Source organism: Achromobacter sp. FW305-C-28, assembly GCF_058783235.1.
The window spans coordinates 233,663-249,776 of sequence record NZ_JBYSYL010000004.1; the positions used below are offsets into that span (position 1 = coordinate 233,663).

Consider the following 16,114-nt stretch of genomic DNA (forward strand, 5'->3'; position numbering starts at 1 on the left):
GGATTCCCGCCCGTCCTACGGCGCCCCGCGTGGCGACAGCCGTGGCGGTGAACGCGGTTCCTTCGGTTCGGACCGCCGTGAAGGCCAGGGCCGTCCGGATTCCCGCCCGTCCTACGGCGGCCCGCGTGGCGACAGCCGTGGCGGTGAACGCGGTTCCTACGGTTCGGACCGCCGCGAAGGCCAGGGCCGTCCGGATTCCCGCCCGTCCTACGGCGCCCCGCGTGGCGACAGCCGTGGCGGTGAACGCGGTTCCTTCGGTTCGGACCGCCGCGAAGGCCAGGGCCGCCCGGACTCCCGCCCGTCCTACAACGGCCCGCGTGACGACGCCGGCCACGGCCAGCGCGAAGCCGCGCCGCAAAAACCGCAATTCAACCGACCGCGCCTGTCGTATGCCGCCAGCCGCATCGACCAGGTGCAGCGCGTGCTGGGCGAGATCCTGCAATGGACCTACCCGGCCGACGCCGCGCTGTCGCACTGGCTGCGCCACCATCCCGGTCTGGGCGCCCGCGACCGCTCCGAAGTGGCCGAGGCCGTGTATGACGTGCTGCGCCACCTGCGCCGCTACCGCCAGTTCGGCGAAAGCGGCGTTGGCCCCGCCTCGCGCCGCCTGGCCATCCTGGGCCTGGCCGCGACGCTGGGCGTGGACGCGTTGGAAGAGGGCATGGATGCCGGCGAAGCCGCCTGGCTCAAGCGCGTCAAGCAGATCGACCTGGCGACCCTGCCGCGCGCCGTGCGTGGCAGCATCCCTGACTGGCTCGACGAGCGCCTGGGCGCCATGGACAGCCCCGAGACCCTGATCGACGCGCTGAACCGCCAGGCCAGCCTGGACCTGCGCGTGAACCCGCTCAAGGTCGAGCGCGACGCCATGCTGACCGAACTGCAGCAAAGCGCTGGCCGCTACGAACCCGTGGCCATGCCGTTCTCCCCCTGGGGCATCCGCATGGAAGGCCGCCCGGCGATCAACCGTTGGCCGCAATTCGAAAACGGCAGCATCGAAGTGCAGGACGAGGGCAGCCAGCTGCTGGCCCTGCTGGTGGCCCCGCGCCGCGGCGAAATGATCATCGACTTCTGCGCCGGCGCCGGCGGCAAGACCCTGCTGCTGGGCGCGCTGATGCGTTCCACCGGCCGGCTCTATGCCTTCGACGTCTCGGCCGCCCGCCTGGCACGCGCCAAGCCGCGTTTTGCCCGCAGCGGCCTGTCCAACGTGGTGCCGGTGGTCATCGACAGCGAAAACGACGCCCGCGTCAAACGCCTGGCCGGCAAGGCCCAGCGCGTGCTGGTCGATGCGCCGTGCAGCGGCATCGGCACCCTGCGCCGCAACCCCGACTTGAAGTGGCGCCAGCATCCCGAGGCGCTGGCCGAGCTGGGCCAGTTGCAGGAACGCATCCTGAACAGCGCGGCGCGTTGCGTGGCCCCGGGCGGCCGCCTGGTGTACGCCACCTGCAGCCTGTTGGCCGAAGAAAACGAAGTGCAGGCCGAGCGTTTCCTGGCCAGCCACCCTGATTTCGAACGCCTGGACGCGGCCGAAATCCTGGCGGCGCGCTGCGAAAACCTGAAGCTGGACGGCCCCTACGTCCAGCTGCGCCCCGACGTTCATGGCACCGACGGCTTCTTTGCCGCCGTGTTCGAACGCCGCAAGAAGGCCACCGCCGCCACGGACACCGAGGCCCAGGCCGAGGTCGACGCAGAAGCGGACGCCGTGGATACGGTCGAAGGCGCTGCCGAGGCAGAGGCCGACGCGGTCGTGCAGGCTGCCCAGGCCGAAGCCGAAGTGGTGCTGGCGGAAGTGGAGTCGGTTCAGGCTGAAGCCACTCAGGTGGCCGAAGAGGCCGATGCGGCGGAACCTGCCGACGCCGAACTGGCCCCGGTCAAGCCCGCCGACGCCAAGCCCGCGGCTTGAAGCACGCGGGCCGCGCCGGCTCAGTTGGCCGGCGCGATGCCCAGCGTGGCGCTGTAGCGGCGGATGCCGATCGTCTTATTCTGGTATTTCACTTCCCAGGCCAGCGAGTCCGAACCGGGCTGGTTGGCCTGGTAGACCAGTTGGGCGACCGGCACTGTCTTATATGCGCAACGTCCCGAATCGCCGGATTGGCCCCGTGTCTGCACGATGCTGGCCGTGCCCAGGCGCGGCAGCAGCGTGATCGTCACGCGCGGGGCGCGCAAGGCCAGGCAATCCGACCCCCGTATTTCGTAGTACGACGCCAGCACGGCGACATCCCCGGTTTTCATCGACTGGGCGAGGGTGGGCGTCGATATCGCCAGCCCGGGCAGGGCCAGCAGTGCAATGAATTGGGGACGGATTTTGTGGCGAAACATCGTGGGGCGGACCGGGTAAATGGCGGGACGAGCGGACCGAAGTGTGCGCCAGACGCATGGCGCCCGCAAGACAGCCGCGGGACCTGACAGGAACTTTAATGGCGAAATGTAGCCAAAACACCATGCCTTGCGAAGGCTTCCCCAGTTCCGGGAAGCGCCGGCCCCGCCGCCGGAAGCCCGCACGGTGTCAGTCCGCGGCTTGCCAGTGCCGCCGCGAGCGTGCGGTTTTGTGCTCAAAAGCGGGGCTTAGTCCTTGATTTCGCTCAAAAACTATTTTGAAACTCCGTTGTCATAAGATGGCAAAGGTAAGCTAAACTTCAGGCACTCTTCAAGCGAGGCTCATAACAGCTTTATGGATTACATCCTCTCCTTCATTGCCGGCGGTCTGACTCAAGCCTCTTGGTGGCAGGTCGTCGTTTTCACCCTGGTCGTGACGCACATCACCATTGTCGCGGTCACGGTCTTCCTCCATCGCAGCCAAGCGCACCGCGGTCTGGATTTGCATCCGGCTGTCATGCACTTCTTCCGTTTCTGGCTCTGGATGACGACCGGCATGGTCACCAAGGAATGGGTCGCCATCCACCGCAAGCACCACGCCAAGTGCGAAAAGGAAGGCGATCCCCATTCGCCCATCCTGTTCGGTATCTGGAAGGTGCTGTTCCGCGGCGCCGAGCTCTACCGCGAAGAATCCAACAACAAGGAAACCATGGCCAAGTTCGGCCACGGCACGCCTGACGATTGGCTCGAACGCAACGTCTACAGCAAGCACAGCCTGTGGGGCGTGCTCAGCATGCTCGCCATCGACATCGCCCTGTTCGGCGCCATTGGCGTCACGGTCTGGGCTGTCCAGATGGCCTGGATCCCCTTCTGGGCGGCTGGCGTCGTCAACGGCATCGGCCACTACTGGGGCTACCGCAACTACAACAGCCCGGACACCAGCACCAACGTGTTCCCGTGGGGCATCGTGATCGGCGGCGAAGAACTGCACAACAATCACCACGCCCACGGCACGTCGGCCAAGTTCTCGGCCAAGTGGTACGAATTCGACATCGGCTGGTGCTACATCAACATCCTGAAGTTCTTGGGCCTGGCCAAGATCAAGAAGGTCGCGCCCAAGCTCAAGCTGGATGACTCCAAGACCGGCATCGACCTGCGCACCCTGCAAGGCGTGATCACGCACCGCTACGAGGTCATGGCCCGCTACGCGGACGTGATCAAGAGCGCCGCCCGCGAAGAACTCGCCAAGCTGAAGGCCTCGCGCCAGGACGGCAATGCCGATTGCGGCTGGAACAAACTGCACAAGGTGCGTCGCGCCATCCACCGCAACGAAGACATCCTTCAGCCGGAACAGCTCGAAGCGGTGGACAAGGCCATTGCCCAGAACCAGTCGCTGTCGACCCTGGTGCAGATGCGCCGCGAACTCGGCCGCATCTGGGAAAGCTCCAGTGCCAGCAGCGAACAGCTCCTTCATGACCTGCAGGCCTGGTGCCAGCGCGCCCAGCAAAGCGGCATCGCCGGGCTCGAGCAATTCGCTCAACGTCTGCGCCGCTACGCGGCATGATGCTAGAGAAGCTCAACCCTGAACAACGCGCCGCAGTAACGTTAGAACCGCAGCACGCCCTGGTCCTGGCCGGGGCGGGCAGCGGGAAGACCCGGGTGCTCACCACCCGCATGGCCTGGCTGATTCAAACCGGCCAGGCTTCGCCTTTTGGGCTTCTGGCGGTCACGTTCACCAACAAGGCTGCCCGCGAAATGCTGGCACGCATGTCGGCCATCCTGCCGATCGATACGCGCGGCCTCTGGATCGGCACCTTCCACGGCCTGTGCAACCGCATGCTGCGCGCGCACCATCGCGATGCCGGCCTGCCGCAGACTTTCCAGATCCTTGACGTCACCGATCAGCTGGCCGCCATCAAGCGCCTGATGAAGGCCAACGGCGTCGACGACGAAAAGTATCCCCCGCGCGATGTGCAGCGTTTCATCAACGGCGCCAAGGAAGAAGGCCTGCGTCCCAACGACGTCGAAGCCTACGATGCCCACCGGCGTCGCCTGATCGAGATCTACCAGCTCTACGAAGCCCAATGCCAACGCGAAGGCGTGGTGGATTTCGCCGAGCTGCTGCTGCGCGCCTACGAATTGCTGTCGCGCAACGCGCCGGTGCGCGAGCACTACCAGCGGCGTTTCCGCCACATCCTGGTGGACGAGTTCCAGGACACCAATACGCTGCAGTACAAATGGCTGCGCCTGTTGGCCGGCGGCGGCGCGGCGATCTTCGCCGTGGGCGACGACGACCAGTCCATCTACGCGTTCCGCGGTGCCAACGTCGGCAACATGTCCGACTTCGAGCGCGATTACGCGCACGGCACCGTCATCCGCCTTGAGCAGAACTACCGTTCGTACGGCCACATCCTGGATTCGGCCAACGCGCTCATCGGCCACAACAGCGGCCGCCTGGGCAAGAACCTCTGGACCGACCAGGGCGAAGGCGAACCGGTGCGCGTCATCGAACAGCCTTCCGACGGCATGGAAGCCCAATGGATCGTGGACGAAATCCGTTCGCTGATCCACGAAGGCAGCCTGCGCCGCGAGATCGCCGTGCTGTATCGCAGCAACGCGCAATCGCGCGTGATCGAACACGCCATCTTCTCGGCCGGCATTCCCTACAAGGTCTATGGCGGCCTGCGCTTTTTCGAGCGTCAGGAAATCAAGCACGCGCTGGCCTACCTGCGCCTGATGGCCAATCCGCACGACGACACGTCCTGGATGCGGGTGGTCAATTTCCCCACGCGCGGCATTGGCGCGCGCACGCTTGAGCAACTGGCCGACGCGGCCCGCGCGCACGATTCCAGCCTGTACGCGGCGGTGGCCATGGTGGCGGGCAAGGGCGGGTCGAACCTGGCCCAGTTTGCGCAGTTGATCCATCGCCTGATCGAAGAAACGCGTGACCTGCCGCTGCCCGAAATGGTCGAGCACATGCTCGAAGCCAGCGGCTTGAATGCCCATTACAAGGCTGAACGCGAAGGCGCCGAGCGGCTGGAGAACTTGAACGAACTGATCACCGCCGCGGCGGTGTTCGCGTCCGAGGAAAACTACGACAGCCTGCCGGCCGGCGTGCCGCCCGCGCAGGACACCTCGTCCACCCTGATGCCGGGCGTGGTCGATGCGCCGCCGGTCGTGGCCGACACCATGACGCCGCTGGCGGCATTCCTGTCGCACGCGGCCCTGGAAGCCGGCGACAACCAGGCCCAGCAGGGCCAGGACGCCGTGCAGCTCATGACCGTGCACGCCGCCAAGGGCCTGGAATTCGACGCGGTCTTCATCACCGGTCTCGAAGAAGGCCTGTTCCCTCACGAGAACAGCATTCTTGAGCAGTCCGGCCTGGAAGAAGAACGTCGCCTGATGTATGTGGCGATCACCCGTGCGCGCCAGCGCCTGTACATCAGCCTGGCGCAAAGCCGCATGCTGCATGGCCAGACGCGCTACGCCATGCGGTCGCGCTTCCTCGATGAAATTCCCGAGCAGCACCTGAAATGGCTGTCGCCCAAGGCCGGCCTGGCCCCGGTCAGCAGCACGGGCGCGGGTTGGAACGGCAATCGCGGCGATGCCTTTGGCCGCAAGGCCACCAACACCATTGCGCCGCGTCAACCGCGCGGCACGGCCACCGGTGTCACCGTGGGCGACAAGCAGTATCGTGTGGGGCAGGGTGTCCATCACGCCCGTTTTGGTGACGGCACGATCATCGGCCTGAGCGGGGCAGGGCAGGACGCACAGGCCGAAATCCAGTTCCGCGATGTGGGCGCCAAGACCCTGGCGCTGGGCATCGCCAAGCTTGATATTGTTCAAGGTTGAGAAAGACATGGCCAAAGACGATTCCCCGAAAGCCGAACTGTCGGCGCTGCGCGCCGAGGTCGACGAAATCGATCAGCAGATCATCCTGCTGCTGGGTGTGCGGTTCCGCTGCACGGACATGATCGGCGAGCTCAAGCAAGCCCACGACATGGACCTGGTGGATCCGGTGCGCGAAGACCAGCAGGTTCAGCGCATCCGCCGCCTGGCCGAAGAAGCCGGCGTGCCGCCCGCGCTGGCCGAAACCATTCTGCGTGAAGTGATCGACACCGTCGTCGACCACCACACGCGTCTGCGCGAGCGTCCTTACTCCTGAAACGGGGAGGCACACGGTTCGCGGGACGACCCTCCCCAGGAGGGTCGCCACATCTGCTTGCAGTCTCTTGCTGCGGCATGTCGTCCCCGCAACGCTCACCGGATCGCCGCCTCGCGATCCGGCCTGCTCGCCCAAGAACTGCGTCCACCTCGGACGCAGTTTTTTTACAGCACCTTCAAGAACGCCAGCAACGCATCGATCTCGTCCGGACTAAGATCCAGCGGCTTGATGTGTAGTGACTTGCGCGGCGCGTACGGATCGGGCGGGTTTTCGGGTACCGGTTCGCGGCCCATGCCGACGTTGTACATGCGCAGCAGTCCCTTTAAATCCGGAAACAGGCCGTTGTGCATCCAGGGCCCGGCGCGCGAGACATTGCGCAGGCTGGGCGTGCGGAACTTGCCCAGATCGTCGAGTTCGCGCGTGGCTTCGAAGCGGCCCAGGTCCTGGTTGCGGCGGCCGTAGAACGACAGGCCGATGTTGTGGAACTGGTGGTCGGTGAGCATGGGGCCGCTATGGCAATTCATGCAGCGGGCCTGCGTGCGAAACAGATGCAGGCCGCGTAGTTCGGTGTCGTCCAGCGCGTCGGGTTTGCCGGCCAGGAATGCATCGAATCGCGTGGGCTCGGGCCGTAGCGACGCGACGAACGCCGCCAGCGCGCGCGCCATGCGGTCCGCATCCACGGGCGACGGCGGCGCGGTGGTGGCGTCAGGTGCCGCAGCAGATGCCGCTTCAGGCGCGGCGCCGAATGCCGCCAGGAACAGCGGCGGATAGGCATCCGTCTGCCGCAGCCGCGCCACCGCGCCGGCCGCGTCGTGGTTCATCTCTCGCGGGTCGTGCAGCGGCCCCATGACCTGCTCCTTCAGGCTGGCCGCGCGCCCATCCCAGAACAGGCGCGGGGCGAATGGCGCGGCCAGCAGCGGCGTGGAACGACGCCGGCCCATCAGCTTGTCTTCGCCTACCGCCAGCGCCAGGCCATCCGTGAAGGCGCGCTGCGGCAGGTGACAGGACGCACAGGACACTTGACCCTTGCGTGACAGGCGGGTGTCGAAGAACAGCATCTGGCCCAACGTCACGACCGGCGCACGCGCCACGTCGGCCGCCAGTTCCGCCTGGCCCGGGTTCGCGGCGGTCCAGGTCAACGGCGGATCGGAGGCTGCCGGTACCGCCGCCCATTCCGTCCAGCGCACGCCCGGGTCGATGGTGGGCGCCGGCCACGTGGCGGCGGGTCCGGCGTAGCGGGACCGCAGGCAGGCGGCGTCTTCGTCTGTCGCGTTGCGGCAGGCGGGCGCGACAGTCAATGGGGCAGCCCCCGGCGGCTCGGCGCCCTGCGCGGCGCTGGCCACCGCCAGCGCCGCGCCCGCCATCAGAAGCGATAGCCGACTTGCAGCCATAGCTCGCGCCCCGATTGGAAAGTGCTGCGGTTGGTCTTCAGATTGGGGTTGCTGGCCGTCACCGCGGGCATGCGGTTCAGCACGTTCAGCACTTCGACCGTGAATTCCAGGTTGCGGGCGAACGTGGGTTGCCAGGCCAGCTTGGTGTCCCAGGTCCAGTACGACGGCAGTTCGCCGGATTCGAAGCGGTCCAGGTAGTAGGGCTTGGGGCCCACGCCGACGTAGATGGTGGCATCGCGCTTGCTGCGCCAATTGACCATGTTGCTCCAGGTGAGTCCGGCGCGGGGCCACGCGCCGATCAGCGTCATCGTGGCGACCTGCGGCTGGTAGAAGCTGCTGGGCGGCAGGTCGATGGCGCGGATCTGCGAGCCGTTGTAGATCACATAATCGTCCGGCGCGCGGGCATCCGCGGTATAGCCTTCAACCAGGTCCGCGTTGGTCTTGCGCTTCTGCCAGCTCCAGGAGGCCTGCATGTTCCAGCGCGTCTCGCCCAGGCGCCAGGGTTCCAGCATGCGCAGCGTCAGGCTGACGCCGTCGGTGGTGGACAGGCCGTCGTTGGTGTATTGGTAGCCGTCGCGCTCGTTGCCGGTCTTGGTCCATTGGTCGCGGCCGTTGCGATGCACGTAGCTCAAGGTGCCTTCCAGCCCTGCCATGCGCTGGCGCAACGACACGGCCCATTCGTCGTCGTAGGGCAGGCGCAGGCCCTTGTACTCGACGAAGTACTCCTTATTGCCATCGGCCACCGGCTTGCCCTTGGCGTCCAGCACCTGTTTGCGCAGGCGGCTGCGTTCGGCTTCCAGCGCGGTTTCCAGCACCTCGCCGCCGTAGTAGCGTGACCAGCCGGCGCTGAGCAGCGTGTCGCCCGAGCCGAACATGTCCCAGTCCAGGCGGGTGCGTGGAGATAGGTTGGCGTTGCCAAGGAAGGTTTCGCGGTCGTAGCGCACACCCGCATCCAATGCCAGGCGCTGCCATTCGATGCGGTCGGACAGATACAGGCCGGCCATGTCGTAGTTCACGTTCACGGTGCCGGGCAGATAGCGGACCTTGCTGAAATCCTGGTATTTCCCGTTGGCGCTGTAGGCGCGGCGGTAGGAATAGGATTCCTGATAGCGCTTGAAGCCCGCATCGATATGCTGGATTTCCGTGCCCGCGTACAGGCTGTGCGTGAAGACGCCGGTGCGTACCGGGTCCAGGTCGATCCGGCCCTTGAGCGTCCAGGTGTCTTGCTGCGTCTGTTCGCGGCCAAAGCCTCCGGCGGTATATTGCGGCAGCTTGTACGGCTGGAAGGTCACCAGCTCGTCGCCCACGGATTTGCGATTGCTCATCGAGCGGTCCCAACCCGCTTGCAGCGTGAAGCGACCGCCCTGGAACAGGTGGTCGACATTGCCGCTGACGCCGCGCGCGCCATGGTTGTTGTCCCAGCGTGTATTGCGGAACAGGTCGCTGGCCAGGGTCTCGCGCCGGTCGCTGTATTTCAGCGTCAGGTCGGCGATGGTGTCGGCGCTGGCCCGTACGCTGAACTTGCCCAGGAAGTTGTCGATGCGGTCCTGGTAGCGGTCTTGCCCCGGCAGGGGCTGGCCTTTGTCGTCCACGCCCATGTTCCACCGCGTGATGTCCGATTCGCGTCGCGACATGGCCAGCACCGCGCCCGTTTTCTCGTTGAACGCGATGTCGCCCACCACCGAATAGAAGCGCTTCTTCCATTCGGGCGAGTAGCCGGGCTTGCCTTGCGCCCAGCTGTTCTCGTCGCCTTCCGATACCTGTTGCTGCGTCATCTTCGACGTGTTCCAGCGGTAGTCCAGGTTCAGGTGGTTCTCGCCGGAGAATCGCCGCAGCCGTGCATCGACCACGCCGCCGGTAAAGCGCCCGTATTCCACCGGCACGAAGCTGTCGTGCACGCGCACCTCTTCAAGCAGGCTGGTGTCCACGAAGTACGACTGCGGATTGCTGGGGACGTTGCCGACCTGCAGGTTCAGGTTCTTGCTGGCCGGGTCCACGCGATTGGTCGCGTCCATGCCGTCGATCTGGAACAGGTTCTGGTAGGGGCTGGAGCCGTGGAAGGAAATGTCTTCCACGTTCAGCGAGCCGCGATTCTGCGAGCCCGCCGCGCCGGGATTGGTGCGTACCGCGGGGTGAGTGGCCAGCAAGGTGCTCAGGTCGCGGTTCGACGACGGCGTTTCGGCGATTTCCTCGCGGCCGTAGACGCGTTCGCCCACTTGTTCGCCATAGACCCGCACGGCCTCGAGCCGCAATGCCGAGAACTGGCTGGTCTTGTCCACGAAGACGATGTAGCGGCCCGGGCCGTCGGCGCGCAGCGCCAGGCCGGACCCCGCCAGCAGCTTGTCCAGCGCCAGCAGCGCCGAATACTCGCCTTGCAGTGCGGGTGCGATCTTGCCGGCCACGGCGGCGGGCGGGAACGAGATCTCCAGCCCGGCCTGGCGGCCCAGCGCCAGCAACGCGTCGCCCAGTGGCTGGGCGGGCAGGTCGTAGGTGGTCGCGCGAGTGGGCGGTTGGGCGGCAACGGGTGTCGCCAGGGCCAGCGCGGCGCAGAGAATGGTGGCCGAAGCGCCTGCTCGGCGCCGGGCGGTGCCGTCAAAGGGAAAAGCCATGAATACGTCCCAAGCGGTGTTGATGTCAGCCGTAGGACGTGGTGACGCTGGCGTTACCTCAGTGCGGAATCGATGAATAATTTATATCGATTCTCATTTACCGATTGGTGGCGATGCCTCAACGCAGAATCAACAGCCCGGGCAGGTCGGTGATCTGGACCGGGGTCTGCGCCAAGAGCAGGGCCAGGGCCCGCTTGGGGTCGGCGATATTGGCGGTGCCCGATACGCGGGTACGCTGCGCCGCGTCACCCAAGACGAGGATGTGCTTGCCGGTATAACGTCCCAATTGCGCAGCGGCGTCAGGCAGCGCGGTGTCGTTGAACGCCAGTAGTCCCTGGCTCCAGTCCGGGGCGTTTTCCTTGGGCGCATCGCGGCGGACAATGCCGGCGGCCGACAAGGTGGCGTCCTGGCCGGGGTCCAGGATCAGCGATTGGCCGTCGTCGCAGGTCAGGCATTGCACCGCGACGCGATGCTGGTAGACGGTGACCCGGGTGCCGGCCGGTTCGCGCGCGACCGTGTAGCGGGTGCCCAGGGCGGTTGCCGAGGCATCGGGTGTGGCGACCGTGAAAGCGGGACCATCGGCAATGCGCGGTGCGGCATTGAACAGCGCCTGGCCGGCCAGCAAGCGCACTTCGCGCTTGTCCGGGCCGAAGTCGACCGCCATGGCGGAATGCGCGTCCAATACGGCGGTGGACCCATCGGGCAGCGCCACGCGCAGCACTTCGGCGCCGCTGGCGTAATCGGCCCCGGGGTGAAAATCCCGCAGCGTATGCCAGGCGATACCGGTGGCCGCCAACAGCGCCAACGCCAGGGCCGTGCGCCGCTTGCGGGCCGGCCGCGCGGCCAGCTTGCCGCGGTCGATTTCACCCATGCGGCGCCACACCCGTGCCAGCCGGTCGTATGCCGCGGCATGGCTGGGGTCGGCCTGGTACCAGGCATCGAATTCGGCCTGGGCCTGGGCATCCAGTGTTTGGCCACTGGCGCGAACCACCCAGCGCGAGGCCTCGTCATTGGCGGCCTGCGGCCTGCGAACAGACGGCGCCGTGCTCACGCCAGCGCCTGGTCGCAAGCCAGCAGGATACGCATCATGTGTTTTTCCACTGCGCTGACCGAGATCGCGAACCGCTCGGCAATGGCGCGATAGGTCAGGCCTTCGTGACGATGCAGCACGAACACGTCCAGGCTGCGGCGCGGCTGGGCGAGCAATGCGGTTTCCAATCGTCGCAGCAATTGGTTGGCGGCGGCCACATCCAGCGTGTCGGCTTCGAAAGCAGGGGGCTGGGCAGCGGCGTAGTCGGCGACGGCGGTCAGTTCGCGGCCGCGGCGGCGGTGCCAGTCGGTGGCGATGTTGGCGGCGACCCGGAAGACGTAGGCGCGGTCATTGTCCGGGCGGGTCTTGTCCTTGAACTCGGCCAGCTTGATCCAGGTGTCCTGGGCGCAGTCCTGGGCCACATCGCGGGATCCGGTGCGCAGCGAGAGAAAACCCAGCACCTCGCGGTAGTGGCGGAGAAATACATCGGTAAGCGAAGACATGTCGCTGACGCCAGGCGCCAGATAGAGTCAAATTCGCAACCAATTATAAATGATAACTATTATTATTACTAGACGATCCCCGGCGCGGGCAAGCAGCGGGCGGGCAGGCCGCCCGCTGTGGTCACGCTTCGCTCTGGTCGATTTCTTCCAGCGAACCCTGCAGTTCAAGCCACTGTTCTTCCAGCGTTTCCATGCGCTTGCCGTGTTCGCCGTGTTCGGCCATGACCTTCTGACGTTCGCTGCGGCGCGCGTCGGAATACAGGTCCGGGTCGGCAATGACGCCGTCCAGCGCCTGCAACTTGGCACGCAGCTTTTCCATTTCGGATTCCACCTTGGCCAGCTTGGCTTCCAGCGGCTTGCGCAGGGCCGACAGACGTTGGCGCTGTTCGGCCTCGGCCCGGCGCTGCGCCTTGCGGTCGACCACGGGCTCGCCGTTTTCGGCGTTTTCGCGGGCCGCTTCAGCGCGTTCACCAGCGTTGCGGGCGGCCAGCCAGTCCCGATAGTCTTCCAGGTCGCCGTCGAATTCGCTCACGGCGCCGTCGGCCACGATCCAGAAGCTGTCCACCGTCGTGCGCAGCAGGTGCCGGTCGTGCGAAACCAGCAGCATGCTGCCGCCGAATTCGGCCAGCGCGGCAGCCAGGGCCTCGCGCGTTTCCACGTCCAAGTGGTTGCTGGGTTCGTCCAGCAGCAGCAGGTTGGGCTTTTGCCAGACGATCAAGGACAGCGCCAGGCGCGCCTTTTCGCCGCCCGACATCGGACCGACCTTGCTGTTGACCGTATCGCCCGAGAAGCCGAAGCCGCCCAGGTAATTACGCAGTTCCTGCTCGCGCGTTTCCGGCGCCAGGCGCGCCAGATGCGCCAGCGGCGTGCTGTCCAGGTCCAGCATGTCGAGCTGGTGCTGGTGGAAGTAGCCGATGGCCAGGCCGCGCGAGGCGCGGCGTTCGCCGGCCTGCACCGGCAGTTCTTCGGCCAGCGTCTTGATCAGCGTGCTCTTGCCGGCGCCGTTGGCGCCTAGCACGCCCACGCGGCTGCCCGCGCGCACCATCAACGTCACGTCGCGCAGGATCGGCACGGCGTTGCCCGCCGCATCGGTATAGCCTGCGGACAGGTGTTCCAGCGTCAACAGGGGATCGGGAACCTGATCGGGCGACGGGATGCGGATGTCGATCCCGGCTTCGGCCTGCAGCGGCGCCAGCACCTGCATGCGGGCCAGCGCCTTGACCCGGCTTTGCGCCTGCTTGGCCTTGGACGCCTTGGCCTTGAAGCGGTCGATGAAGCCTTGCAGGCGGGCGGTTTCGCGGGTCTGGCGTTCGTAGGCGATGTTGGTCTGGCGCAGGCGCTCGGCGCGTTGCGTCAGGAAATCACCGTAGCCGCCGCGGTAGCGCACCAGCTTGGCATGGTCGAAATGCAGGATGGACTTGGCCACTGCGTCCAGGAACTCGGTGTCGTGGGAGATCAGCATGACAGTGCCCGGATAGGCGCCCAGCCATTTCTCCAGCCACAGCATCGCGTCCAGGTCCAAGTGGTTGGTGGGTTCGTCCAGCAGCAGCAATTCGGACGGCGCCATCAGTGCGCGCGCCAGCGCCAGGCGCATGCGCCAGCCGCCGGAAAAGCTTGCCACGGGCTGGGTCCACTCGGCTGGCTTGAAGCCCAGGCCAGCCAGGAGCTGTTCCGCGCGGGACGCGGCGCTCCAGGCGCCGGCCTCGACCAGGGCGGCCTCGACCTCGGCAATCTGCGTGCCCTGGTCGTCGGTCAGCTCGGCGCGGCGCGCTTGCAGCGCGCGCAGCCCCGTGTCGCCGTCGATGACGAATTCGCGGGCAGGGCGGTCGTCAGCGTGCAGTTCCTGTTCGACACTGGCAATGCGCCAGCCGGCGGGCACCGCCAGATTGCCGGCGTCCAGGTCCAGCGAGCCGGTCAACAGGGCGAACAGCGACGACTTGCCGGCGCCGTTCTTGCCCACGATGCCGACGCGCTCGCCGGGATGCACCACGAATTCAGCGTCGTCCAGCAGCACCTTCGTGCCGCGGCGCAGGGTCAATCCAGTAGCGCGTATCACGTCGTCAACTGCTCGCGGGTCAAGAGCAGGAGCTGGTCGGATGCCTCTGCCGTATCCAGCCACACCGGCGACAGTTCGGGGAAGGCGGCTTCGAAGAAATCACGCTCGTGGCCGATTTCCAGCACCAGCACGCCGTCTTGCGTCAGAAAGCGCGGCGCGGCTTCCAGAATGCGCCGCACCAGGTCCATGCCGTCGGTGCCGCCGGCAAGCGCCAAGTGGGGCTCGTGGCGGTATTCCTGCGGCAGCACGTCCATGGAACCGCTGTTCACATAGGGCGGATTGCACACGATCACGTCGTACTGGCGCTCGGGCAGGCTGTCGAAGAGGTTGCTCTGGTGCAGTTCCAGCCGGTCGGCCAGGCCGTAGTCGTCGACGTTGCGGCGGGCCACGTCCAGCGCGTCCGTCGACACGTCAACGGCGTCCACGTGGGCATACGGGAAGGCCATCGCCGACAGAATCGCCAGGCAGCCCGATCCCGTGCACATGTCCAGTACGTTGTCGACGGCCTGTGCGTCCTGCACCCAGGGCGACAGGCCTTCGTCCAGCAGCTCTGCGATGGGCGAGCGCGGCACGATGACGCGCTTGTCCACGTAGAAGCGATGCCCGCGCAGCCAGGCCTCGTTGGTGAGGTAGGCAGCCGGCACGCGCTCGGTCACGCGGCGGTCGATCAGGTCCAGCACGCGGCTGCGCTCTTCGGTCAGCACGCGGGCATCCAGGAAGGGCTCCAGCGTGTCCAGCGGCAAGTGCAGGGCGTGCAGGACCAGGTAGACCGCCTCGTCCCAGGCGTTGTCGCTACCGTGACCCAGCGCCACCTCGGCGGCGTTCAGGCGTGATACGCCGTAGCGGATCAGGTCGCGCACGGTCAGCAGTTCTTGGCGGGCGGATTGATACATGAGGGGCTTTTTACTTGGCGGGCAGGAGGTTTTCCAGCGTGCGCCGATAGATGTTTTTAAGCGGGTCCAGCGAGGCCAGCTCGATACGCTCATTGACCTTGTGGATCGTGGCGTTGCAAGGGCCGAACTCGATGACCTGCGGACAGATCTTGGCGATGAAGCGGCCGTCGGACGTGCCGCCCGTGGTGGACAGCTCGGCCGTCACGCCGGTTTCGTCGCGGATCGCCTTGACCAGCGCATCGGTCAGGGAACCGCGCGGGGTCAGGAAGGGCTCGCCGCCCAGGTCCCAATCCAGCGTGTATTCCAGGCCGTGCCGGTCCAGGACTTCGTGCACCCGCGCCTGCAGGCTTTCCGGCGTGCTGGCAGTGGAAAAGCGGAAGTTGAACAGCGCTACGGCATCGCCCGGCACCACGTTGGTGGCGCCCGTACCCGAGTTCAGGTTGGACACCTGGAACGTGGTCGGCGGGAAATACTCGTTGCCCTGGTCCCATTCGATCTTGACGATGTCGGCCAGCGCCGGCGCCAGCTGGTGCACCGGGTTGCGGGCCAGGTGGGGGTAGGCCACGTGGCCCTGGATACCCTTGACCGTCAGCGTGCCCGACAGCGAGCCGCGGCGGCCGTTCTTGCAGGTATCGCCCAGTACGTCGCCCGAGGTGGGTTCGCCGACGATGCAGTAGTCCATCTGTTCGCCACGCGCCTTGAGCGCGTCGCAGACGATGGCCGTGCCGTCGATCGACGGGCCTTCCTCGTCGGAGGTGATCAGCAGGGCGATCGAACCGCCGTGCTGCGGGTTGGCCGCCACGAATTCCTCGGCCGCCACCACGAAGGCAGCAATCGAGCTTTTCATGTCGGCCGTGCCGCGGCCGTACAGGTAGCCGTCGCGCTCGGTGGGCACGAACGGATCGCTTTCCCACTTCTCGCGCGGGCCCGGCGGCACCACGTCGGTATGGCCGGCAAAGACGGCCAGCGGCGCGGTCGTGCCGCGGCGCGCCCACAGGTTGGTGACACCGCCCTGGGCGATGGTTTCGCAGGTGAAGCCGATGCGCGCCAGGCGCGCAGCCAGCGTCGCCTGGCAGTCCGCGTCCGCCGGGGTGACCGACGGGCGCGAGATCAGGTCCTTGACCAGATCCAGAACAACGGAGCCCGACATTTGG

General features: G+C 66.4%; 12 protein-coding genes. 4 read left to right on the plus strand and 8 right to left on the minus strand.

Annotated features, from left to right (window positions below):
* Positions 1–421 precede the first annotated feature (421 nt).
* Entirely contained in the window at positions 422–1,900 is a 1,479-nt protein-coding gene (locus AC3WMR_RS13145; protein WP_492265378.1) for an RsmB/NOP family class I SAM-dependent RNA methyltransferase, read from the plus strand.
* 20 nt (positions 1,901–1,920) lie between these two features.
* Here the strand turns inward: AC3WMR_RS13145 and AC3WMR_RS13150 are convergent, their stop codons facing one another.
* Complete coding sequence (locus AC3WMR_RS13150; protein ID WP_492265369.1) at positions 1,921–2,316, minus strand: hypothetical protein; 396 nt, start codon at positions 2,314–2,316, stop codon at positions 1,921–1,923.
* A gap of 352 nt (positions 2,317–2,668) precedes the next feature.
* On the opposite strand from AC3WMR_RS13150, the gene AC3WMR_RS13155 reads away from it, so the two are divergent.
* The 3 genes from AC3WMR_RS13155 to AC3WMR_RS13165 are packed head-to-tail and all read left to right on the plus strand — an operon-like array spanning position 2,669 to position 6,478.
* On the plus strand, positions 2,669–3,877 hold the full coding sequence (locus tag AC3WMR_RS13155) for a DesA family fatty acid desaturase (RefSeq protein ID WP_025135880.1): 1,209 nt from the start codon (positions 2,669–2,671) through the stop codon (positions 3,875–3,877).
* Positions 3,874–6,165, plus strand: a complete 2,292-nt coding sequence (locus AC3WMR_RS13160; protein ID WP_492265370.1) for a UvrD-helicase domain-containing protein — start codon at positions 3,874–3,876, stop codon at positions 6,163–6,165. The genes AC3WMR_RS13155 and AC3WMR_RS13160 overlap by 4 nt, the downstream gene beginning before the upstream one ends.
* Before the next feature lie 7 nt (positions 6,166–6,172).
* On the plus strand, positions 6,173–6,478 hold the full coding sequence (locus AC3WMR_RS13165; RefSeq protein ID WP_025135882.1) for a chorismate mutase: 306 nt from the start codon (positions 6,173–6,175) through the stop codon (positions 6,476–6,478).
* Positions 6,479–6,642: 164 nt separating this feature from the next.
* On the opposite strand, the gene AC3WMR_RS13170 is transcribed toward AC3WMR_RS13165, so the two are convergent.
* The 7 genes from AC3WMR_RS13170 to dapE form a co-directional block, all read right to left on the minus strand.
* Positions 6,643–7,869 carry a cytochrome-c peroxidase gene (locus tag AC3WMR_RS13170; protein ID WP_492281570.1) on the minus strand — a complete coding sequence of 409 codons (1,227 nt, stop codon included), beginning with the start codon at positions 7,867–7,869 and terminating at the stop codon, positions 6,643–6,645.
* Positions 7,842–10,478 (minus strand): TonB-dependent receptor plug domain-containing protein, encoded by a 2,637-nt coding sequence (locus tag AC3WMR_RS13175; protein ID WP_492265379.1) that lies wholly within the window; start codon positions 10,476–10,478, stop codon positions 7,842–7,844. The genes AC3WMR_RS13170 and AC3WMR_RS13175 overlap by 28 nt, the downstream gene beginning before the upstream one ends.
* 118 nt (positions 10,479–10,596) lie before the next feature.
* Positions 10,597–11,529 carry a FecR family protein gene (locus AC3WMR_RS13180; protein ID WP_492265380.1) on the minus strand — a complete coding sequence of 311 codons (933 nt, stop codon included), beginning with the start codon at positions 11,527–11,529 and terminating at the stop codon, positions 10,597–10,599.
* Entirely contained in the window at positions 11,526–12,011 is a 486-nt protein-coding gene (locus AC3WMR_RS13185; RefSeq protein ID WP_492265381.1) for an RNA polymerase sigma factor, read from the minus strand. Before AC3WMR_RS13185 ends, AC3WMR_RS13180 begins: the two co-directional genes overlap by 4 nt.
* A 121-nt stretch (positions 12,012–12,132) precedes the next feature.
* On the minus strand, positions 12,133–14,067 hold the full coding sequence (locus tag AC3WMR_RS13190; RefSeq protein ID WP_492265382.1) for an ABC-F family ATP-binding cassette domain-containing protein: 1,935 nt from the start codon (positions 14,065–14,067) through the stop codon (positions 12,133–12,135).
* On the minus strand, positions 14,064–14,960 hold the full coding sequence (gene prmB / locus AC3WMR_RS13195) for a 50S ribosomal protein L3 N(5)-glutamine methyltransferase (RefSeq protein WP_492265383.1): 897 nt from the start codon (positions 14,958–14,960) through the stop codon (positions 14,064–14,066). The genes AC3WMR_RS13190 and prmB overlap by 4 nt, the downstream gene beginning before the upstream one ends.
* Positions 14,961–14,970: 10 nt before the next feature.
* On the minus strand, positions 14,971–16,110 hold the full coding sequence (gene dapE, locus AC3WMR_RS13200) for a succinyl-diaminopimelate desuccinylase (protein WP_175191953.1): 1,140 nt from the start codon (positions 16,108–16,110) through the stop codon (positions 14,971–14,973).
* Between the last annotated feature and the right edge of the window lie 4 nt (positions 16,111–16,114).